Consider the following 20,365-nt stretch of genomic DNA (forward strand, 5'->3'; position numbering starts at 1 on the left):
ATTGAGAGCGTATGACTGAAACCGCGTCCAAGCACATTGACATGACCACCGGCTCGCTGTGGCGCAATATTCCCCTGTTCGCCTTTCCCGTCGCCGCCACGAGCATCCTTGAGCAGCTGTCGAACCTCATCGCCACGGTCATCATCGGTAACTTCTCGGGCGACCAGGGAACCCTCGCCATGGCGGCGGTCGGCTCCAATGTTCCGCTTACCAGTCTTATGATCAACCTGTTTATTGGGCTGTCGCTTGGCTCCAACGTGGTCATCGCCAACGCCATCGGCCGCAACGATCAGAACATGGTCAAGCGCGCCGTCCATACCTCGATTCTGATGGCACTCGTGGGCTTTGTCGTCATCGCGCTGGGCGAGATCTTTGCCGAACCCATGCTCGCCGCGCTCAACGTCCCTGACGAAACCATGCCGCTCGCATCGCTCTACCTACGCGTCTTTTTGCTGAGCATGCCCTCGATTTTGCTTTACAACTTTGAGGCCGCGATCTTCCGCTCCGTCGGCATCACCCGCATGCCGCTGCAGGCGCTTGCCGTGTCCACCGTCCTCAACATTGGCCTGGACCTCGTCTTTGTCCCCGTACTCCACTGGGGCGTCGCGGGCGTCGCCATCGCCACCGCCATCGCCTACACCGTCAGCGCCGCTACGCTCTTTATCCGCCTGCTCAAGACCGACTCCGTCGTCCGCGTCACCCCACGCGACTTAGGCTTAGACCCCGTCGCCCTCAAGCGCATCGTCAAGATTGGCCTGCCCGCCGGCATCCAAAGCGCCGTCTTTGCCGTCGCCAACATCATCATCCAGTCCGCCATCAACAGCCTGGGCACCGAGGTCATGGCGGCATCGAGCGCCGCCATGAGCCTGGAGTATGTGTGCTACAACCTGCTCAACAGCTTTAGCCAGGCCTGCACCACCTTTGTGGGGCAAAACCACGGCGCTCGCCAGATCGACCGCTGCACCAAGACGCTCAAGGTCTGCCTGGTCGAAGGCGGCATCGTCGCGCTCACCACCATCGTCATCATCGTCGGTCTGGGGCGCGAGATCCTGGCGCTCTTTAACAGCGATCCCAACATCGTCTCGATCGGCTATATCCGCGTGTGTTCGATCTTCCCGGCGTACGCCTTTAGCATGTTCTACGAAAACATGTCCGGTTATCTGCGCGGCTTTGGCATCTCGCTCATGCCCGCCCTCATCACCATGATTTGCGTCTGCGGCATCCGCTTCTATTGGGTGTTCTGCGTGTTCCCGCACTTCCGCACCTTTGCGAACATCGTGATGGTCTATCCCATCAGCCTGGGCACCACGGCATTCTTTATGGTCGTGGCGGTACTGCTCTGCCACCCGGCACGCACCTACCGTCTGGCACAAGCCAAAACCGGGGCGTTCTAGGCACACAACTAGGTAGCACATCGGCAGCTAATTGACAATATGCGAGCTCATATAGTCGATAAAGCGCCTCGTGGCGATAGGCATGGTGTCCCAGCTGCGCCAAGCCGCCACGACGTCGCGCGAGGGAGCATGCACGATGGGGCGCACACAAATATCGGCCCGCATGCCCTCGACGGTACGGCGGTAGAGCATGCTCACACCGAGGCCCTCCTCCACCATCGCCATAATGGTGTAGTCATCGGTGACCTCACTCGTCACATGCGGCGATAGCCCGTGCGCGGCAAACGCATCGAGCACCAGACTCTGTTCGCCCTCATCCAGCAGCACAAAAGGTTCGGACGCCAGGTCGGCAAGCGTCACCTTCTCCTTTGCCGCCAGTGGATGGACGGCTGGCAACAGCGCCACCAGCTCGTCGTGATAGACCACGCGTTTCTCGAGCCCCTCGGTAAATCCACGCGCCGTAAAGCAAAAGTCAACCACGCCATCGTGCACCCACTGGGCGTTGCGCGTGTAATCGCCCTGCTTGAGGGTAAAGCGCACGCCCGGATGCAGGGCCCCAAAGTCGCGGATCACACGCGGCAACACAGTACGACTCACGTTGGTAAACGTCGCAATGCGAATGTCGGTCGACGAAAGCCCCAGCAACTCCTGGCGCTTGCCCTCAAGCTCGGCCTCGGCCGTAACGATCTGGCGCAGATACGGCAGATACTGTTTGCCGTCGCGCGTAAGCGAGACGCCCTGCTTGCCACGCTCGATAATCGTGGTGCCCAGCTCGCGCTCGAGCGCCTTGACGGCCTGGCTCACCGCGCTTTGCGTATAGCCCAGCGCGTCGGCGGCACGTTTCAGGCTGCCGCAATCGACCACCATACATACAATCTGATACCGCGATGCCATCGTGCCTCCACATCGATGTAGCCGTAAAACGTTTTGCCAGGGCTTTTTCTTCCAACATTAGTATTTCTTAATCATACTGAAGATACATTCGCTTTACTACATCCATATCTGGGAGCAGAATCCTTTTTGCGAAACCGTTCTGTAACAAAAGGAGTCCCATGGATCGCAAAAAAGCAATCGCGCTCTCATTTTCCGTTCCCGTCGCATGGGGCTTTTCGTACCCCCTCATGAAGATCGGCATGGACAGCATGAACGCCACGAGCATCGTCGCGCTGCGCTGCATCATCGCCTTTGCGGCCTGCCTGCTGCTCTTCCACAAGCACGCGGTGCGCATCAACCGTGACCTGATGGTCCGCGCCGCCATCATCGGCGCCATCATGGCAACCGAGATCACCTGCATGTGCCTGGGCTCCAGCCTCACCTCCGCCTCCACCGCCGGCTTTTTGCAGAGCCTGACGGTCGTAATCGTGCCGTTTGCCAACGCGGCCCTGCTGCGTCGCGCTCCCGAGCGCAAGGTGCTCATCGGCACCGCCATCGTCACCTGCGGCATGTTGCTGCTCTCGGGCGCCGACTTTACCAGCCTGAATCCCGGCGCGATCATCATGCTGCTCTCGGCCTTTATCTATGCCGGCCACATTATCATCGCCAAGCGCTTTGTCGAAGAAGTCGATCCGCTGGCTCTGGGCGTTTGGCAGCTGGGCTTCGGCGGCTTGTTCTCGGGTATCGCCGCATTTACCTTTGGCGGCTTCACGCTTCCCAGCACGCCGAGCGAGATCGTCGTTATCGTTGCGCTCGCACTCATCTGCTCTGCCTACGGCTTTATCACCCAGACGCTCGTGCAGCCCCACGTACCTGCCGAAACCACTGGCTTCGCCTTCTCGCTCGAGCCGGTCTGCTCCGCCGTCTTCTCGTTTTTCCTGGTCGGCGAGGTCCTGAGCCCCATCGCCTTCCTTGGCGCTGCCCTCATCCTCACCGGCGTCATGGTGGCAACTGTCGAGCTTCCGCGCCTTCGCGCACATGGGCATGCTCATATGGCGGCAGCGCCCGAGCACGTCTCGTAGGCCCCACTCCTCATGTAGCCGCGGCATAAAGGCAACCGGTGCGCCTTTACAATAGATGCCGACAAAGCATCTGCCCTAAAGGAGTTCCATGGACGCTGCAACTCGCGACCGCAACATAGCAACTTGGTTGGGCGATGCGCCGCAGCCGGTACGTGACACGACGAACCAGCTGCTCGAGCGCATCGCCCTTTTGCGTGCCGAGCAGACTATCTACCCGGCACAAGACGACATCCTCAATGCCCTCGCCTACACGCCGGCCGACCTGGTCAAGGTAGTCATCTTGGGCCAAGACCCCTATCACGGACCCAACCAGGCCATGGGACTGTCGTTCTCGGTGCCTGCGACGCAAACCAAGTTGCCGCCGAGCCTGCGCAACATCTATAAGGAACTCAACGCCGATCTGGGCTGCCCCATTCCCGCCACGGGAGACCTAACCCCCTGGGCACAACAGGGCGTCCTGCTTCTCAACACGACGCTCACCGTGCGCGAACATGCCGCGAACTCGCACGCCAAGCTGGGCTGGAGCACGCTCACCGACTACGTTATCGAACGCTGCTGTCAGCTGCCCCAGCCGGTCGTCTTTTTGGCATGGGGCCGCTTTGCCCAGCAGATGGTCGAGGGCAAGCTCGCCGCGACCGGCGCGGGCAAGGCGGGCGGCAAGTTCTGCCTTGCCTCCACGCACCCCTCGCCGCTTTCGGCCAACCGTGCCACGGCAGAATTCCCCGCTTTTATGGGGTCGCGTCCCTTCTCGGCAGCCAATGAATTGCTCGAGCAAAACGGCAGCAGCCCCATCGACTGGGGCTGCCTCGCTTCATAACCTGCCTAGCCGGCGATCCAATATTGCGGATACTTATTGATATCAATGGGGTCGCCGAGCTCGCCGATATCGCTTATGGCCTCCATGCCCATCAGCGAGCGCAAGCGATTCTCGCACTCCATGATGGGCTCATTTACGGCCTTATTGAGCACATCGAACGTCGGCGACTCAAACGTATCCATGTTGACGTTGCCGAACCACTTGCTCTCAACGTAGTCGGCCTCCTCGTCGTCTGTGGCAACCCCCACCATCTGACGAGACCACGTCTTGAGCAGCGGCTCGCGATCGGCCTCGGCAATATTGAGCGCCACGTTGCCGCCAAACGAGAACGGCATGCTCTCCATCCCGCCCAGCAACTCCGGCAGCAGACAGCCAGTAGGCAGCGTCACCGTCACGCCGCTGCAGCCCGCAAACGCACCGCTCTGGATGCCGACCACCTTATCGCACAGCTCAATCTCGGTGAGGTTCGAACAGTGCGAGAAGGCGTTCGAGTCGATTACGGTCGGTCCCGTCAACACACTCGCTAAATCGGCACGCTCGATATCGGACGGCGCCGAGACCAGCGTGGCGGTACCGTCACCGCTGTCCTCGATCTTCCATTCATCGCTCTCGAACGCATCGCCGTCCGCCTGGATAACCGTAGAAGCCTCGACCAACGGCAGCCCCATCATGGTTCGCAGGCGATTCTCGGGCTCCAATAGGTTCTGAGCCATCTGCGCCCTAACCGCATCGGCCGTCGGCTCCGGACCCTCCCCCATGAACCAATCGGAAAGCATGCCAAATTCCACAACGCCATAATACGTGTCGTAGTCGTCGTAGCCAATGAGTCCGTAGACCCATGCATTGAGGTAGTCCTGCTCCATGCCGCTGGGCAACGACAGGTGAATGCGGCTGGCCTCTTCTTGGGCATCGGTTGCGCCGTCCAAGAAGAAACCCACACCCGGCGATGGATGGCCCAGCGTCGCGATACCGGTACCGACGGTCAAGTTCGTAAAGGCGGCATCATTGCCAAACACCGATGACGCCAGGTAGTTTCGAGAGCCCGCACCCGTAGCTGCGTCGTAGTCGCCATTGGTATCCGCCACAAACGATGCACTCGCGAGCCTCGGGCAGTCCATGAATGCCTGGTCGCTGATTTCGATCGTTGCCGCGTGCACAGACGCCGAGACAAGATTCGTACAGCCTTCGAACGCCGACACGCCGACGTAGATATCGTTATCGGGAAGATCGATGTTCAGGTCGCCGGCGATGCCGGAATTCCTGAAGGCATAGCGATCGATATATGCCAGATTGGGAGCCGAAGCCCAATCGACATCCCACGCGCCTCCGGTCCCCTCAAAGGCACCAGGCAGGTCCTTGGCGCCAGACAAGGAATAGCCGCCAAAGATCTCAATCGTACTCGGCAGCAGCTCAATCGTACCGTTGAGCATCGAGGGCGCACCGAGCAGGATGCTTGGCTTGCCTTCCTCGTCGCCATCGTAATAGCCGTAGAGAAGGGGCGCGTCGTCGCTTTGGGCATCGCAAGCAAAATCGTAAATGCCGTCGACAGTGACAAAGCGGCTGTCGTAGCCCTGCAGCTCGCCATCGGGCGCATACCAGGTGCAGCCGGCCGGATTGGGATTCTCGGTCGTGGCAAAGACAGCCTTTTTAGCACGCGACGCCACAAAGCCCAGGCCCGTGCAGCCCTTAAAGACATCGGCACCCACCTCAATGCTATCGGGCGTGCCGATAAACACACCTTGAAGGTTTTGGCAGTTCTCAAACGCGTTACGGCCGATGGCACTCGTCTTCTCGCCCAGATTGACAAACCTGAGCTCCGCATCGCCCGAGAAAGCATACGGTGCGATGGAATCTACTTGGAGCTGCTTGCCGCCATCCGCAAGCAAGGTGCCGTCAAAGGTCGCGGACAGGTTGCCATCCTCATCGCCTGCAGCGGACAGCAAAATCGTCTTGTCGGCGTTGGCGTAATACAAGTATCCGTCTTGAGACAGGCTCATCTTAATCACGCGCGCATCGGGTGCACCGGCGGCAGCCTTGCGCTGTTCGACATACGCGACCTGCTCATCGGTTGCGCACACGATGGTCCGCACGGAACCGCCCTCAAGACTGCCGTCCTCGAGCGTCACCTTATCGTCAAACCACGGCATGAGTACCAGCGTGTCCACCGAAGTGTTGCCCGCAAAGGCACCCTTCTTGATGGTGTTGGAAATCTGCACCAGGGCAATATTGGAACCCGTATCGAGCACATAGCACAGGTCGCTTTCGAGCTGCGAATTAATGTTGTACACCAGCCCCTGTGAGTACGTGAGCTGGACACTGGGGTTGGTCGCGGGCGACACGTATACGCCGTAGGCATTCTCTAGTTCGTCCGCGTGCTCGGTAATAAAATCGAGCAGCGCGGCATCGTCGACGACCAGGGTGCAGTCCTGCAGATTGCTCACGTCAATCTGGGGCAACTCGCCCTCTTTGGACGCGTGCAGAACAATACGATCGAGCTTATTGCGATCGGGAATGACGACATGGGCAATATCGGCGGGAACATCGAGCTCGCGCGTATGGTAGGGAACGCCCAGATACTCCTTGCCATCGCGAGAGGTCAAGATACCCTCATCCGTTGCGGCATAGACGGGGTTATCCGACGCGACGCGGTAGACATCGAGCACTTGAAAGCCCGCATTGACGTTGACGTAGTACACCGAGGACGGTAGCTCTAGATTGTTGATCTGCCACGTAAAGACTTCACGCTGACGACTGTCGGTATAGGCGTCGACCGCCTGCACACCCTGCGGAACGCTGAGCGTCTCGCCCCCGCCATCGACCGACACGACCGACTCATCCACATCGACAAGCGTCTGCAGGCGTGAGTTATTGAGGCTGGTAGGGTCGTCGTCAAAGCGATAGTCCTCGTCGAGAGCATAACCCTGAAAACGCACCTTGTAGGCGGGGTCGATGGACACGATGTCGCCGGGAACCACCACATGGCGACCGGGTGTCAGCGTGTAGAAATACGGGACGGCCGCCTCGTTCTCGCGCCACCCCAGCAACAAGGCATTGAGGTAGCCCCCCGAATCGACATGGCCCGCCTGCTTCATAAAGGCTTCTTGTGTGTTGACACCCAGCAGGTTCTCCTTGGAGCTCAGCGTGCTCCAAATCACGCTTCGCTGGCCCATCGAATCGGGCTGGCCGACCACAAACAGGCGCGACCGCGCCGGTTGGATGGTAACGTTACGCGTCGTCCACGCCGTATCCTGCGACAAGCGCAGCGAGACGCTTACCGTGAGCGGCTGGCTCGAGCACAGCGCCGGATTCTGCTCGCCCGCGGCATTGGTCCACGAGTCGATGCGGAGATACGGAAACGAGGCGAACTCGTCCTTGGTGCAGGCAAGATAGTAGAGGCCTTTGTCGTCACTCCAGTGGACATCCATGGCGCAGAACAGCGTCCAGGCGTCGAGCATCTGCCCATCGTAGATTGCATCCTCCATGGGTGAAATCTGCACCTCATGGGGATCGATCAATCCATTTGCACCGTTAAACTGCGTAAAGAACGTTGTGTCTCCCATGGGGGCACCCTTTTGGGGCGCGGGGTCCGCAAGAAGATACTTGTAGGAATTGGCCGTCGAGGTGGCCGAGCCGCCACTACCGCCGTTACCGCCCGAACCGTTTCCACCCGCACCGCCGCCGGCATTGCCGCCAGACGCTCCACCCCCATTAATGACGGGGACGTTCTGTCCCGCGCCCGAGCCGCCAGCGCCGCCCGCGCCGCTGCCCGAACCACCCGCAACTCCTACGCCCGTTCCATCGGCGCTGCCGGTAACGTTGTAGGCGGTCGTGCCGCTTTGCCCCGTCAGATTTACCTGTCCCTGCGCATTATCGAGCCGCGCCTGCTGCTCACGTGCGCTCGTGTCCCGGCTGTCGCTATCCTCGTCATGACGATTTGCCTCGGCATCCGTCGAGAGCGGACTGATCCGATACGCCTCGCCGGACTCCGCGTCACCGTGACTGTATGCAGCGATATACCCCGAAGGATCGAAGCTCAGATTACTCTGAGCCAACTCAAAGGCGACCGCGCCAAATACGCCGACCGCAGCAACCGAAACCGCCGCTGCCACAACGCGCGTTGCAGCCAAAGGCTTGGCGCGATACATATTTTTAGCGGCATGCTGAACGCGCGCGGACGCATTCCGCGGGCCTTTTAATTTGGCCGACGCCGCGTTCTTGTGCGAAGCCATATGTTGAGGATATTTAGAAAACACGTAGACCTACTCCCTCTACAACGCGTGCAGCATGTAGCGGCGGAAGCGTTCAATAACAGTTTGCGGAACCGGCATGCTCCGATGCAGGCGTTCGGTAAAACGACGGAGCGTGCGCAACTCGTTTGGCTTAAGCTGGCGCCCACCAAACGCATAGGCTTGATGGAGTTGAATCGCTCGGCGGTATTCCCACGGGTCGATCTGGGGGAACACCGCGGCAAAGGTGTCCAGGCAATCGAGCGGCTTGGTCTCGTCAAAGGCGTCGAGACCGCTTTGGTTCATCACAAGGGCAAGATAGCCGTAGAGCGCCGGCACGCATATATCCTGCTCATCGCTCTCGATAGCCCGCGTGCGCCGAGCGCGCAAGACAAACCTGCGAACAAACAGAGCGAGCAGGGCGGCGATCGCCGTGCCGATCAAACTGACCCCAACTTTGGCCACAACGGGGATGTTATACATTACCGGCACATCCTCGCGATGCTTATCCTCGGCCTGTCCTGCAACCGAGCCCGCATCGAGCGTCTTATCGTTGGCGCCGTTGCTCCATGCCTCGCCCACATCGATAATCTTATCGGCATCGAGCGTCTGGCTATAGTATCCAGGGGTGACCTCCACGGGCGTCCATCCCTGACCGTCAAGGTAGATCTCGGTCCACGCGTGCGCATCGGCAGCCGTCAAGTTGAGCGCCACGCCTGCCCCAACAGCAGCGGCCAGCTGATCATCTGCTGCCCGATAGCCCTCGACATAGCGCGCGGGAATTCCCTGAGATCGAAACGCGAGCGTCGCCGCCGTGGCAAAGTAGGCAGAGTTGCCCTCGTGCGCCGTGCCCAAGAACCACGCGACAAACGACGTCGCCCCCGTATAGGTTGGCGGGTTATCCGTCTGCCCCGCAAGCGAAGCCAACATCGTGCGCACGCGACTGATCACGGCTGTATCCGAAACATTCGCCCCAGCATCCCAGCTGTCGCTCGAGAACAGGTATGTATTAACGGCATCCCGCTCCTCTTCGGGAACGTCCAGGTACTTATCGCGAACGAAAGCGGCGTATACCCGCTCGCTTTTTGCATAGTCGCTCTTGGAGGACGCCAGCCAGCTCGAATCTGCAATGACGTCATCTGATGGCACGTTATCGACGGTCACACTGTATGTTTTGGACGGCAAAAGGTCCATGCTTAGCATCGTCGAGCCCGTCAACATTGCGTCGGCACCGCTCAGCGAGCGCAGCGTATAGGGAGCATAGGTGTATCTGCGGTTGGCGCCCGAGGCATTGACTGAAATCTCAACCGCCTCGACAGGCTCGCCGCCCTCACGCTCGGTCTCGGTATCAAACGCGGCGCGTTGCTCGGCTACCGTCAAACCGTTCTGACGCAGCCATTCACGCATGCCGGACCATTCGCCCTCGTAGGACATCCAGTCGCCGCGCCCCCAAGACATGCCATCAAACGTCGTGCCCACAAAACCCTTCATGAGCAGGTCGTCGCCGAGCGTCTTGCTGGCGGCAAGCGACAGCGTCGTGGACTCGCCTTCGTTCATGTCCGCCGCTTGCGAAAGGTCGCCCTCGGGCAGCGAATCGTCCCCAAATCGAACGCCCTGGACTGCTCTGACGGCAGACGCCGACAGGGCGGACAACGCGGGAAGAGGTTGTACAAGGGCAACGGTCAGTGCAAAGAGAACGCCGCATGCAACGCACAGGCCGCCAAGACCAAATAGAACCTGGGGCAAACCTACCGTAGAGCCCCGCAACTCGTCAGCACGGCACTGGACAAGCCAGCCCGCAACGCCCAGCGTCATAGACATCGCAGAATCACCAAGCTGCAGCGCCATGGAAGCCGAGCCGCAGATAACGATGATTAAGAGCGTGGGCCACGAAACGCTCAAGTTGGCAAAAAGCCAGGCGAGTGAGCCGGCAAACATGCCGGCGAGCACCGCCAGCGACACGGCTTCACACAGCAGACCGGCGTCTGCCACCAATGGAATATACAGTTCACAGATCGAGTTGACGCGAGCGATAACGGTATTGACGCACGCATAGAAGCCCCAGCGTGCCGAAGGAACTAAGAGCGCGCATAAAAGCGCCACGGACGCCGCAGCCAAGGCTATCCAGAGGGAGGTCTTTTTCGACGCCAGCGAAACATCCAAAACGCTCAGCGCAACAGCCACGCCAGCGGCGACGGCAAGCATGACCCCCATGTACGTTACGCTCAGGCACCAAGCAATTGTGCAGCAAAAACCTGCAGACAGTAACACCGCGGGAGCCACCGACAGGAATACGGCAACAACGCGACTGTTCGAAGCGATGTGCTCCGTCGAGGTAAGAGTCACAAAGTCCATCTTAGAGCTCCAGACTCTTGATACGGGCCGAATCACTCGATACCGGGCAATGCGTGATGATGTAGTTGGCTCCGTGCTCGATGCTATACGACTCGACCGAATCCGACACATGGAGTACCGATAGATCGGTCAGACGGCCTATCTCGATATAGGCCTGTTCATCGACGCCCACCGTTACCAGCACCGTTTTGCCAATGCCCTTTGCTGCCACGAGCTTGGCATAGTGCTCGTGCGATGTTGGATAGGCAGGGCCGAGCGGCGTTGCCGTCAAAGCATCAAGCATCCTATTGAACCCACGTCGGTCATCAACGGGATAGACAGCCAAAGAGCCTTCGGGGGCAGCCACGACCACATGATGGTATCCCTGACGCATAAGCGCCAGCGATATCGATGCGGTAAAACCCAGCACCGCAGAAAGAACCTCAGCGTGGCTTGCGTGCTCAAAGTCGCACGCAAACGCACCAAACAAGATGGCAATAGCGTGGTCTTGTGGGCGCGAAGCCTCGCGCACCAGCATGTCGTCAAAACGCGTCGACAGCTTCCAGTGAATCGACTTAACGGCATCACCCTCGTGATAGGGCCTTATGTCAAAGACCTCGGAGGCATCTTGGCCGCTTCGATGGGGGTCGTAGCTCGTGCCCTCAAGACCGGCAGAAGCACTTTGGTTAGGAACAACCTGGATGTCGAGCACCTCGGGATAGACCGTAAACAACCCATGAAAGTCTGCATTCTCGAGAGCAAGCGACGTAAAGCCCATCTCATCGACCAGGCGCGCGGTGTCAAGGGTAATCGTGTGCGCACCGCAGACGGTCGAATCGAGCTCCAGCTCAAACAAAGCGGGCCTGCCCGTCGCGGGGGCAAGACTTACGGGATAGACTGCCCGCGCTCCCGTCAGCTGGTTATAAACCGAAAACGACAGCTCCATACGACCGCGAAACATAAGCGGGCGATCCAGTGTGATGCGCAATACAAGAGGCGCGTTGACAACACACGACCGGGGAAGCTCAAAGCTAAGCTTGAGCAGGGCAACGCTCGAACGGCACGCCGCCACCGTAATCACGGGCATGGCGATCAACGCCGCGGCAGCAGCGAGCGCGGCCGCATTGGCGGTAAACACAAACGTGGCGAGCAGGAGCGCGACGGACACGATATAGGTAATCTTGTTGGCAATCATGGGCGTAACGTAGGACGCAAAAGGTAAACGATCCGCTACGAGCGGCCGCGAACCTGACCCATAGACGGGGCGGGAACGGCAGCGAGGATGCGGTCGAGGACGTCGGCGGCGCCAATCGATTCAATACGCGCCTGGGGGCGTAAAACGAGACGGTGGGCGCAAACAGCCTTAAATACCTCGCGCACGTCCTCGGGCACCACATAGTCGCGCTCACGAATCAATGCGCAGGCGCGCGCCATGCGGGTGAGCGCGATAATGCCGCGGGGGCTCACGCCCAGCTCGACAAGATCGTCATTACGGGTCTCCTCGCACAGGCGGACGATATAATCCAGCACCGTGTCGGCAACCTGTACATTGCCCAGGTAGTTTTGGATATCGAGCAGATCATCGCAGGCAACCATGGGCTTAATGTCGTCGAGCGGGTTGACATAGCGACGGGCCTTGAGGATATCGATCTGGTCCTGGCGCGACGGATAGCCAACGGACAGACGAACCATAAAGCGGTCGAGCTGGCTATCGGGCAGCGGCTGGGTGCCCGCCGAGCCCACCGGGTTCTCGGTTGCGATACACACAAAGGGACGCGGGACCTGATGTGTCTGCCCGTCGATAGTCACCGCGCGCTCTTCCATAACCTCGAGCAGGGCCGACTGCGTCTTTGCGCTGGTCCGGTTAATCTCGTCGCCCAGCAGCATGTTGCAGTTGACGGCACCCCACACAAAGCGAAACGTGCCGGTGTCGCGGTCGAACATCGTAAAGCCCGTAATGTCCGAGGGCAGCGTATCGGGCGTAAACTGCACGCGCTTAAAGTCCAGACCCAGTGCACGCGAAAGAGCCAGGGCCAGCGTCGTCTTGCCGGTACCGGGCACATCCTCCAACAGGATATGACCGCCGGCATAGATGGCCATGAGAGCCTTCTCAATCACATCGCGCTTGCCCAGCAGGGCGCGGCTCACTTCGTTGATGATGCTGCTTGACTGTTCGACGATCACGGTTACTCATTTCCTCGGTAAGCTGCCTCTGCCATCGCGGCCGCCAGCTGTGCTTTCAAAACGTTCAGATCAATGGGCTTGCCCACATGTCCGTTCATGCCCGCGGCGAGCGAGCGCTCAACGTCCTCGGTGTAGTCATTGGCGGAAAGCGCAATGATGGGAATGGCGGCGGCGTCATCACGATTAAGCCCTCGAATCCGCTCTGCCGCTTCCCAGCCGTTAAGCACGGGCATCTGAATATCCATAAGGATCGCATCGTACGTACCCGCGGGCATGCTCCGGAATCGCTCAACGACCGCTTGGCCGTTCTCGGCACGCTCGACCGCCGCGCCTCGTCTTGCCAGCAGCTCAATCACGATCATGGCATTGATTTCGTTATCCTCGGCCAACAGGAATCGCTTGCCCTCAAACTGGTAGGTAAACGACGAACCAAGGGAATCGGGAGCCGTCTCGAGCGTCTGCCCTTTGAGTTTAAGGTCCTCAACCTGCTCGGACGTGGCCAGGCGCAGCGGGATGTAGGCCGAAAACGTTGAGCCACGACCGGGCTCGGTATCGACGACGATCTCGCCGCCCATCAGGTCGACGAGCGCGCTCGTAATGGCCATGCCCAGGCCCGTTCCGCCGTAGCGGCGCGCGATGGTGCGGTCCTCCTGCTCAAACGGCTTAAAGATTTTGCTGACGTAGCGAGGATCCATACCCTTGCCCGTGTCGCGCACGCGCAGCATATAGCTCACGCCGCCGTCTGCCTGGTACATCTCGCGCAGAGTCACGGTAACGCTGCCGCCCTGCTCGGTAAACTTGACCGCATTGGAGATAAAGTTGATGACGATCTGCGACAGGCGCATGCGGTCGCCCACGACAAAAACGTTTTCGCAGTCCTCCAGATTGACCGAGTACGTAAGCCCTTTGTCGGCTGCCTGCGAGCTAAACATGCGCTCGATCTCGTCGGCAAACAGACGCATATCAAACGGCGCATCGTCAAGGCGCACGCGCCCGCTGTTGAGGCGGCTCATATCGAGCATATCGTTGATAAGCGAAAGCAAGTAGGCCGAAAGCTGCGAGGCGCGAGACAAGTCGTCCATCAGGCGAGGCTCATCTGCATGATGCTCGCGGGCAAGCGAAATCATGCCCTCGATGCCATTGAGCGGCGTGCGGATCTCGTGGCTCATCTGGTTCATATAGTCCGTGCGCGCGTTGGCGGTCTCGACGGCGCGATCGCGCTCGGACTCCGCTTTGGCGATACGCTCGTTTTCGGTCGTCACATCGACTGCAGAAACCAGGTACTGCGTGCCGTCTTGAATGAGCGCAATCGTAAACCTAATGCTGAGCTGCGTTTTTTCTCCATGGGGCGCATGGTAGGAGCACAGAAGGTTCAGCGGAGTCGCGTGGTCCCAGTCCCTCACCTGTCGCTGTATGCGAACACGGTCGCTATCGGGAATAAAACGGTACAGCGTCTCGATGTCGTCGCCAATACGCTCGGGCGATACGCCAAAGACGCGTTCAAAATTTGGGGTGATATAGAGCGGAAGACAGTCGCTGGCACGCAAGACCAGCGCAACGTTGGGCCCTTGCTGCGCAAGCGCCTCTTCAAACAGTCGACGCGCTCGGTCCGCGTCGCGCTTCTCGTGTGAACCGAACAGCCCCAATATGCCCCCTTTTCATATTTCGGGGTTTAGTCTACCAGCTCAAAGGCACTTTACAGAGATAATACCCAGCTAAAGTTAGCAATTAATGATGCAAAACGCGCCCGAGGCAACCTTGCCATCGGGCGCGTTTTGTTACTCGGGCCAGATAAACTGGGTGCGGCCGGCCTCGCCGCCATCGATCAGCAGGCTCTGCCCGGTCATAAACCGGTTGGCCACGCCCACAAAGTAGATCCACTCGGCGATCTCTTGGGCGGTGGCCCAGCGTTTAAGCGGCGTGAGCTCCATAATCTGGTTCCACAGGTGTTCGTCTTCCATCACGCAACGGTTGAGCGACGTGATAACGCCGCCCGGGTCCACACTGTTGGCGATGGCCTGCGGCGCCAAGCGGTTTGCAAGGTTCTTGGTGTAGGCGATAACGCCGCCCTTGCTGGCGGCATAGGCGGGAAACTCCGATCCCGTATGCCCGCTCGCCGACCCCACATTGACCACGGATGTAATGGCCGGCGCCGGCTTGGCGGCAAGCCCCTCCCCCACAAAGGCATAGCGCTCGGTCACGTTGATGGTGCCGCACAGGTTGGCGGCAATATCGTTGGCCGAATCCTGCGTACCGGCGACGTTTACGATCACCTGGGGTTCAAGCTCGCCTGGAAACGAGTCCGGCTCGCGGACATCAACGATCAGATGGCGGTAGCGCTCGTGTTCGATCGCCGCCGGCAGCAGATCAAAGCCCACGACTTCGTGGCCGTCGTCCAAAAAGCGCTGCACGCACGCGGCCCCGATGCCGCCCGAAGCGCCCGTGATCAAAACCCGCATATCTGCTCCTTAGGCGGTTGCGTGGCGCTCGAGGTACTCAGCACCCACATTCTCGCGCTCCCAGCCGCGCACGACCTTGTAGCCCACGGGGCTCAGGAAGACCTCGCACAGCAGCTCGGCGACGGCACCCGTCAGCGAGCACATAAGAACCTGCACCCAGGTCCAGCCAAAGAACGTGTGGCTCACCACAATGGCAAAGACCAGGTTGTCGATAAACTGGCCAACACCCGTGGACACATAGGAACGGAAGGCAAAGCTCGCAAAGTTATTCTTTTTGAGCATACGGCCGAGCGACTGGTTGAGCGTGGAGTTCACCACGGCAGAAACGAGCATTGCCAGCGAAGAGCCCAACACCACGTACCAGGTGCCGCCGATGGTGGCGTTAAGGGCGGTGTTGACCTCGATCATGCCCGTGTCATAGTAGGCGCCCCACATGCCGGGCGTGAGCGAGCACAGCCAAAAGCACAGGCTTACGGCCAGGTTGACCGCCAGCGCGAGGATAGAGATTTTGATGGATGCCTTGGCGCCAAAACGCTTGCAGATCATGTCCTGGCACAAAAACGAGACCCAGCTCACCACAAAGCCGCAGTCGAGCGCCAGATATGGCAGGCTGATAAGCTCTTTGTTGGCCAGCAGGTTCATCATGATGACGCTCACGAAAAACAGCGAAACCGTTGCCGCGGGAATGCTCCGCAACAGGACCTTGTAGTCCTCCATGACCTTCTTGATCATTATGTACTCCTTTGGTTTTAGGTTTAACGAGCAGGATATCGGACCCGAACTGCTCGGCCGCCACGGTCTTGAGGCGACGGTGGGTATGATAGCCGCTCACGCGGCGGCAGGCAAGCAAACGGCGCGGCAGCCCCGCAAGGCCACCGCGCCGGTGCACTAAAACGTTACGTTGCCAAACTCCGACAGGATAAGGTCGGGGTTGTGGTCGGTTGCCCAGTCCACGTTCCACGGACTCGTGAACAGCAGCAGCTTACCGCCGCGCATGTCCTCGACGCGCAGCGTGTCGCGCGTGAGCGAAAGGCCCGGGATATCGATGGTGTCGGGGTCGTTCTGGATCCAGCGGATGTCCGTATAGGGCAGCGGCTGGCGACGAACCTCAACACGGTACTCGGCCTTAAGACGACGTTCGAGCACCTCAAACTGCAGCACGCCGACCACGCCCACGATGACGCTCTCCATGCCGGCACCCAGCTCGCGGAAGATCTGGATGGCACCCTCCTGGGCAAGCTCCTCCATGCCCTTCACAAACTGCTTGCGCTTGAGTGTGTCGACCTGCGTAATGCGAGCGAACATCTCGGGGGCAAACGTCGGGATCTGCGGATACTGCACGTGGCGCTTGCCGGAGCACACGGTGTCACCGATGCTAAAGATACCCGGATCGAACAGGCCCACGATATCGCCCGCGCACGCCTCGTCCACGATGGCGCGGTCATCGGCCATCATCGAGGTGCCCGTCGCCAGCTTGAGCTTGCGGTTGCCCTGCACGTGGAAGGCGTCCATGCCGCGCTCGAACTTGCCCGAGCAAATGCGCACAAAGGCGATGCGGTCGCGGTGGTTCTTGTCCATGTTGGCCTGGATCTTAAAGACAAAGCCGCTAAAGTCGTTCTCGGCGGGCGCGACCGGCTCGCTGGTAAGCGTATCGGTATAGGCGCGCGGCGTCGGGGCCAGACGCAGGAACTCCTTGAGGAAGGGCTCCACGCCAAAGTTGGTGAGCGCCGAGCCAAAGAACGCCGGGCTCAGCTTGCCGCAGGCCACGGCATCCAGGTCGAGCTCGTCGCCGGCGCCATCGAGCAGCTCGATGTCGTCCATCAGGTTCTTGTGGTTCTCCTCGCCAATAAGCTCATCCATGGCCGGATCGCCCAGCTCGGCCTCGACCTCGGCGACCTTCTTGGTGGCGTTGGCGTGGCCGTCGCCCTCAAAGGCAATGACGCGACGGGTCTGACGATCGAACACGCCGCGGAAGTTGCGCCCGCTGCCGATCGGCCAGTTCATGGGATACGTATTGATCCCCAGAACATTCTCGATCTCTTCCATGAGCTCAAACGGATCGCGAGCCTCGTGGTCGAGCTTGTTCACAAAGGTAAAGATGGGAATATGGCGCAGCGTACAGACCTTAAAGAGCTTTTTGGTCTGGGCCTCGACGCCCTTAGCGCCGTCGATGACCATGACTGCGGCGTCGGCGGCCATAAGGGTACGGTAGGTATCCTCCGAGAAGTCCTGGTGGCCGGGAGTATCGAGGATGTTGACGCAGGCGCCGTTGTAGGTGAACTGCAGCACCGAGGAGGTAACGGAAATACCGCGCTCCTTCTCGATGTCCATCCAGTCCGAGACGGCATGCTTGGCCGAGCTCTTGCCCTTAACCGAGCCGGCAGTCTGGATGCTGCCGGTATAGAGCAGCAGCTTCTCGGTAAGCGTGGTCTTACCGGCGTCCGGGTGGCTGATGATCGCGAATGTACGGCGCGACGAGATTTCATCCGACAGGCTTGCCATGCGGATCCTTTCTTGCATTGAGTGCATTACGTCGTTGTAACCGCACTATTGTAGCCGCGAAATCCCGCCATAGAGCACCTATCAGGACAAATTCATCAGCCGAGCTCGCCGTGCACCGGGCAGCCGCCTCAAGGATCGTCTCAATCTGTAACAGTAAGACGGGTTTTGAGCCCCTACCTGTTACAGATCAAGACAAACTGGCAGGCCCGCCGGCACAATCTCAATCTGTAACATCTAGCCGCGCAAATCGACTCTTACCGTTACAGATCAAGACAAATAGGCAGGCGGGCAAATAACATCTCAATCTGTAACAGCAAGCAACCCAAAACGGACCTAGGTGTTACAGATTGAGATTGTTTTGGAGCAAGCGCGGCGCCGGCGGTCTATTCCACATTTAGCTCTTGCGTAACTGTGCATAGTGTATATATACTGTGCTTACCGGTTATATACACGTGTAGCCCAACAGCTAAGGAGCCGCTGTGGACATCATCCTATCCAATTCGAGCGACAAGCCCATCTACGAACAGATATCCTCGCAGGTCAAAGCTCAGATCCTTTCGGGCGCGCTCGCTGCGGGAGCCAAACTCCCCAGCATCCGTGCACTCGCGAGCGATCTTGGCGTGAGCGTCATCACCACCAAGCGCGCCTACGCCGACCTGGAGCAGCTCGGGTTTATCTGCACCGTGCAGGGCAAGGGCTGCTTTGTCGCCGAGGGCAACCAAGAACTCTTGCGCGAAAACCAGCTCTGCCATATCGAAGAGCTGCTCGCACAGGCAGCAACGCAAGCCGAAACCCTGGGCGTCACGCGCGACAAGCTGCACGAGATGCTCGACCTGGTAGCCCCCGAAACCATGCAGTAGCCATCTGCAAGAAAGGCTATACCATGCAATATTTGCTAGAACTCAAAGGTGTATCGCGCCGCGTGAGCGACCGCTTTTCCCTCCACGACGTCACGCTTGCCGTGGAGCCCGGCCAGATCGTTGGCTTTGTGGGCGCAAACGGCGCCGGCAAGACAACGACCATTCGCGCCGCGCTTGGGCTTATAAAGCTCGATGCCGGAGAGGTGCACCTGTTTGGGCAGCACCGCGACGCTAACGCACCCGACAAGACGCAGTGCCACCTGCGCTCCCGCATCGGGCTTGTCCTGGACACGTGTCCCTTCCCCTCCACGCTCAAGGTGGGCGAGGTCGAGGCGCTCGTAGGCTCGGCATACCCCACGTGGGACCGCGAAACGTTCGCCAGTCTCATCGACCGATTTGGCCTCGATCCCAAAACGAAAGTCAAGGACCTCTCCCGCGGCATGGGCATGAAGCTGCAGCTCGCCTGCGCACTCAGCCACAATGCCAAGCTGCTCGTTTTGGACGAAGCCACTGCGGGCCTCGACCCCATGGCGCGCGAGGAACTGCTTGACGAGCTGCTCGCCTTTGTTTCCGACGGCCAGCGCAGCGTGCTGCTCTCGAGTCATATTACGTCCGACCTCGATCGCGCTGCCGACCGCGTCATCTGCATCGATAACGGCTCGATTGTGTTTGACCTGCCGCGCGAGGACATTACCGACCGAGCCGGCATCGCCCACTGCACCCAAGCACAAGCGTCCGAGCTCATGGCTTGCGTCGAAGGCGCCCGTGCCGCCCACCACGCCTATAGCGTTGACGTGCTCGTGCCCAACCGTCGCGAGGCGCTCGAAGCCTTCCCCGAGATTCCCTGCGACCGGGCAACCATTGATGACTATCTTCGCCTCATGCTGAAAGGGGCTTCGAAATGAAACGCGCCTTTATGTCTGAGCTCGCCATCGTCCGCACGCTTGTCCCGAGCATCGCGGGCGTCGGCCTGTTCATCTTCGTCGTGTTGACCCTCGCCAACGCATCGAATGGCGATTCCGGCATGAGCGCCGGCGCCTGCGCGGTCAGCGCCATGTCGCCTATCATGGTCATGAGCTCGCTGGCCGGCTTCGACAATCAAAACGGATGGGAGCGTTATCGGGCAACGCTGCCCCTCTCGCGCAAAGACATTATTTGTGCCCGCTACCTGTGCATCGTTGTCTTCTCAGCCGTCATGGCGTGCGCCGCCGCGCTTTTGAGCATCATCACCCTTCCGTTCTTCGATCACACGGGCATGCCCTCGACGGGACAGATCGTCTTTGAGACCACAATAGCCTCCGCCGCATCGATGCTCATCTCCCTCATGATGGTGTTTTTGGCACAGCCGCTGTTCTTTCGATTTGGACACATGGAGGCGCTGCGCCTTTCCGTCGGCCTGTTTGCCCTGCTCGGGTGCCTTGCCATGGCAGCGTTGAGCTCCTCCAACCCCATCAGCAACTGGCTCATATCGATTGCCGGGGCGAATCCCGATCCCGCCGTCCTCGGCTGCCTGTGTGCAGGCATCGCCGCACTTGCCCTCGTGCTATGTGCAATCAGCTGCACCGTCAGCACCAAGGTTTATCGAGTACGCGATTTGTAGCCACACGAAACTTGACCCACGTAGGCCACAATCG

Annotated in this window: 16 protein-coding genes; 7 read left to right on the forward strand and 9 right to left on the reverse strand. The window is 59.7% G+C overall.

Annotated features, from left to right (window positions below):
- Positions 1 to 11 precede the first annotated feature (11 nt).
- Positions 12 to 1,394: an MATE family efflux transporter gene (locus DXD39_RS08330; RefSeq protein ID WP_117803777.1), complete on the forward strand. Its 1,383-nt coding sequence runs from the start codon at positions 12 to 14 to the stop codon at positions 1,392 to 1,394.
- A gap of 27 nt (positions 1,395 to 1,421) precedes the next feature.
- On the opposite strand, the gene DXD39_RS08335 is transcribed toward DXD39_RS08330, so the two are convergent.
- Positions 1,422 to 2,288, reverse strand: coding sequence for a LysR family transcriptional regulator (locus DXD39_RS08335; RefSeq protein ID WP_117803778.1), 867 nt, complete (start codon positions 2,286 to 2,288; stop codon positions 1,422 to 1,424).
- A 158-nt stretch (positions 2,289 to 2,446) separates the two neighbouring features.
- Between DXD39_RS08335 and DXD39_RS08340 the strand changes: the two genes are divergently transcribed.
- A complete protein-coding gene (locus DXD39_RS08340) occupies positions 2,447 to 3,349 on the forward strand; it encodes a DMT family transporter (RefSeq protein WP_117803779.1) in 903 nt (300 codons plus the stop codon).
- A gap of 88 nt (positions 3,350 to 3,437) precedes the next feature.
- Positions 3,438 to 4,166 (forward strand): uracil-DNA glycosylase, encoded by a 729-nt coding sequence (locus DXD39_RS08345; RefSeq protein ID WP_117803780.1) that lies wholly within the window; start codon positions 3,438 to 3,440, stop codon positions 4,164 to 4,166.
- Between the two features lie 5 nt (positions 4,167 to 4,171).
- On the opposite strand, the gene DXD39_RS10390 is transcribed toward DXD39_RS08345, so the two are convergent.
- The 7 genes from DXD39_RS10390 to DXD39_RS08380 form a co-directional block, all read right to left on the reverse strand.
- Entirely contained in the window at positions 4,172 to 8,293 is a 4,122-nt protein-coding gene (locus tag DXD39_RS10390) for a leucine-rich repeat protein (protein WP_147348104.1), read from the reverse strand.
- A 141-nt stretch (positions 8,294 to 8,434) separates the two neighbouring features.
- Positions 8,435 to 10,747 carry a transglutaminase domain-containing protein gene (locus DXD39_RS08355; RefSeq protein ID WP_158565496.1) on the reverse strand — a complete coding sequence of 771 codons (2,313 nt, stop codon included), beginning with the start codon at positions 10,745 to 10,747 and terminating at the stop codon, positions 8,435 to 8,437.
- 1 nt (position 10,748) lies between these two features.
- Positions 10,749 to 11,921 carry a DUF58 domain-containing protein gene (locus DXD39_RS08360; RefSeq protein WP_117803783.1) on the reverse strand — a complete coding sequence of 391 codons (1,173 nt, stop codon included), beginning with the start codon at positions 11,919 to 11,921 and terminating at the stop codon, positions 10,749 to 10,751.
- Positions 11,922 to 11,956: 35 nt separating this feature from the next.
- The gene (locus DXD39_RS08365) at positions 11,957 to 12,910 is read right to left on the reverse strand and encodes a MoxR family ATPase (RefSeq protein WP_117803784.1); all 954 of its coding nucleotides are present in this window, start codon (positions 12,908 to 12,910) and stop codon (positions 11,957 to 11,959) included.
- Between the two features lie 2 nt (positions 12,911 to 12,912).
- Positions 12,913 to 14,556, reverse strand: coding sequence for an ATP-binding protein (locus tag DXD39_RS08370; RefSeq protein WP_117803785.1), 1,644 nt, complete (start codon positions 14,554 to 14,556; stop codon positions 12,913 to 12,915).
- Positions 14,557 to 14,688: 132 nt separating this feature from the next.
- Positions 14,689 to 15,369 carry an SDR family NAD(P)-dependent oxidoreductase gene (locus tag DXD39_RS08375; RefSeq protein ID WP_117803786.1) on the reverse strand — a complete coding sequence of 227 codons (681 nt, stop codon included), beginning with the start codon at positions 15,367 to 15,369 and terminating at the stop codon, positions 14,689 to 14,691.
- A 9-nt stretch (positions 15,370 to 15,378) separates the two neighbouring features.
- Positions 15,379 to 16,101, reverse strand: a complete 723-nt coding sequence (locus DXD39_RS08380; RefSeq protein ID WP_233541151.1) for a VUT family protein — start codon at positions 16,099 to 16,101, stop codon at positions 15,379 to 15,381.
- On the opposite strand from DXD39_RS08380, the gene DXD39_RS10195 reads away from it, so the two are divergent.
- The gene (locus tag DXD39_RS10195; RefSeq protein WP_158565498.1) at positions 16,085 to 16,261 is read left to right on the forward strand and encodes a hypothetical protein; all 177 of its coding nucleotides are present in this window, start codon (positions 16,085 to 16,087) and stop codon (positions 16,259 to 16,261) included. The two genes, DXD39_RS08380 and DXD39_RS10195, sit on opposite strands and share 17 nt — an antisense overlap.
- Here DXD39_RS10195 and DXD39_RS08385 read toward each other — a convergent pair.
- Positions 16,258 to 17,871 (reverse strand): peptide chain release factor 3, encoded by a 1,614-nt coding sequence (locus DXD39_RS08385; protein ID WP_117803787.1) that lies wholly within the window; start codon positions 17,869 to 17,871, stop codon positions 16,258 to 16,260. The genes DXD39_RS10195 and DXD39_RS08385 overlap by 4 nt on opposite strands.
- A 479-nt stretch (positions 17,872 to 18,350) precedes the next feature.
- Here DXD39_RS08385 and DXD39_RS08390 point away from each other — a divergent pair, with 479 nt between their 5' ends.
- The 3 genes from DXD39_RS08390 to DXD39_RS08400 are packed head-to-tail and all read left to right on the forward strand — an operon-like array spanning position 18,351 to position 20,331.
- On the forward strand, positions 18,351 to 18,731 hold the full coding sequence (locus DXD39_RS08390; RefSeq protein ID WP_117743314.1) for a GntR family transcriptional regulator: 381 nt from the start codon (positions 18,351 to 18,353) through the stop codon (positions 18,729 to 18,731).
- Positions 18,732 to 18,754: 23 nt separating this feature from the next.
- A complete protein-coding gene (locus DXD39_RS08395; RefSeq protein WP_117803788.1) occupies positions 18,755 to 19,636 on the forward strand; it encodes an ABC transporter ATP-binding protein in 882 nt (293 codons plus the stop codon).
- Positions 19,637 to 19,647: 11 nt separating this feature from the next.
- Complete coding sequence (locus DXD39_RS08400; protein WP_158565500.1) at positions 19,648 to 20,331, forward strand: ABC-2 transporter permease; 684 nt, start codon at positions 19,648 to 19,650, stop codon at positions 20,329 to 20,331.
- Positions 20,332 to 20,365: the final 34 nt, after the last annotated feature.

Source organism: Collinsella sp. TM04-29, from assembly GCF_003466565.1.
In the GTDB taxonomy this organism is placed as follows: domain Bacteria; phylum Actinomycetota; class Coriobacteriia; order Coriobacteriales; family Coriobacteriaceae; genus Collinsella.

Excerpts from the sequence above, each read along its gene's own strand:
- DXD39_RS08345 (WP_117803780.1), top strand. The coding sequence starts at position 3,438 with ATGGACGCTGCAACTCGCGACCGCAACATAGCAACTTGGTTGGGCGAT.
- DXD39_RS10195 (WP_158565498.1), top strand. The coding sequence starts at position 16,085 with ATGACCTTCTTGATCATTATGTACTCCTTTGGTTTTAGGTTTAACGAG.
- DXD39_RS08395 (WP_117803788.1), top strand. The coding sequence starts at position 18,755 with ATGCAATATTTGCTAGAACTCAAAGGTGTATCGCGCCGCGTGAGCGAC.
- DXD39_RS08375 (WP_117803786.1), bottom strand. The coding sequence starts at position 15,369 with ATGCGGGTTTTGATCACGGGCGCTTCGGGCGGCATCGGGGCCGCGTGC.
- DXD39_RS08380 (WP_233541151.1), bottom strand. The coding sequence starts at position 16,101 with ATGATCAAGAAGGTCATGGAGGACTACAAGGTCCTGTTGCGGAGCATT.
- DXD39_RS08360 (WP_117803783.1), bottom strand. The coding sequence starts at position 11,921 with ATGATTGCCAACAAGATTACCTATATCGTGTCCGTCGCGCTCCTGCTC.
- DXD39_RS08340 (WP_117803779.1), top strand. The coding sequence starts at position 2,447 with ATGGATCGCAAAAAAGCAATCGCGCTCTCATTTTCCGTTCCCGTCGCA.
- DXD39_RS08400 (WP_158565500.1), top strand. The coding sequence starts at position 19,648 with ATGTCTGAGCTCGCCATCGTCCGCACGCTTGTCCCGAGCATCGCGGGC.
- DXD39_RS08330 (WP_117803777.1), top strand. The coding sequence starts at position 12 with ATGACTGAAACCGCGTCCAAGCACATTGACATGACCACCGGCTCGCTG.
- DXD39_RS08355 (WP_158565496.1), bottom strand. The coding sequence starts at position 10,747 with ATGGACTTTGTGACTCTTACCTCGACGGAGCACATCGCTTCGAACAGT.
- DXD39_RS08385 (WP_117803787.1), bottom strand. The coding sequence starts at position 17,871 with ATGGCAAGCCTGTCGGATGAAATCTCGTCGCGCCGTACATTCGCGATC.
- DXD39_RS08335 (WP_117803778.1), bottom strand. The coding sequence starts at position 2,288 with ATGGCATCGCGGTATCAGATTGTATGTATGGTGGTCGATTGCGGCAGC.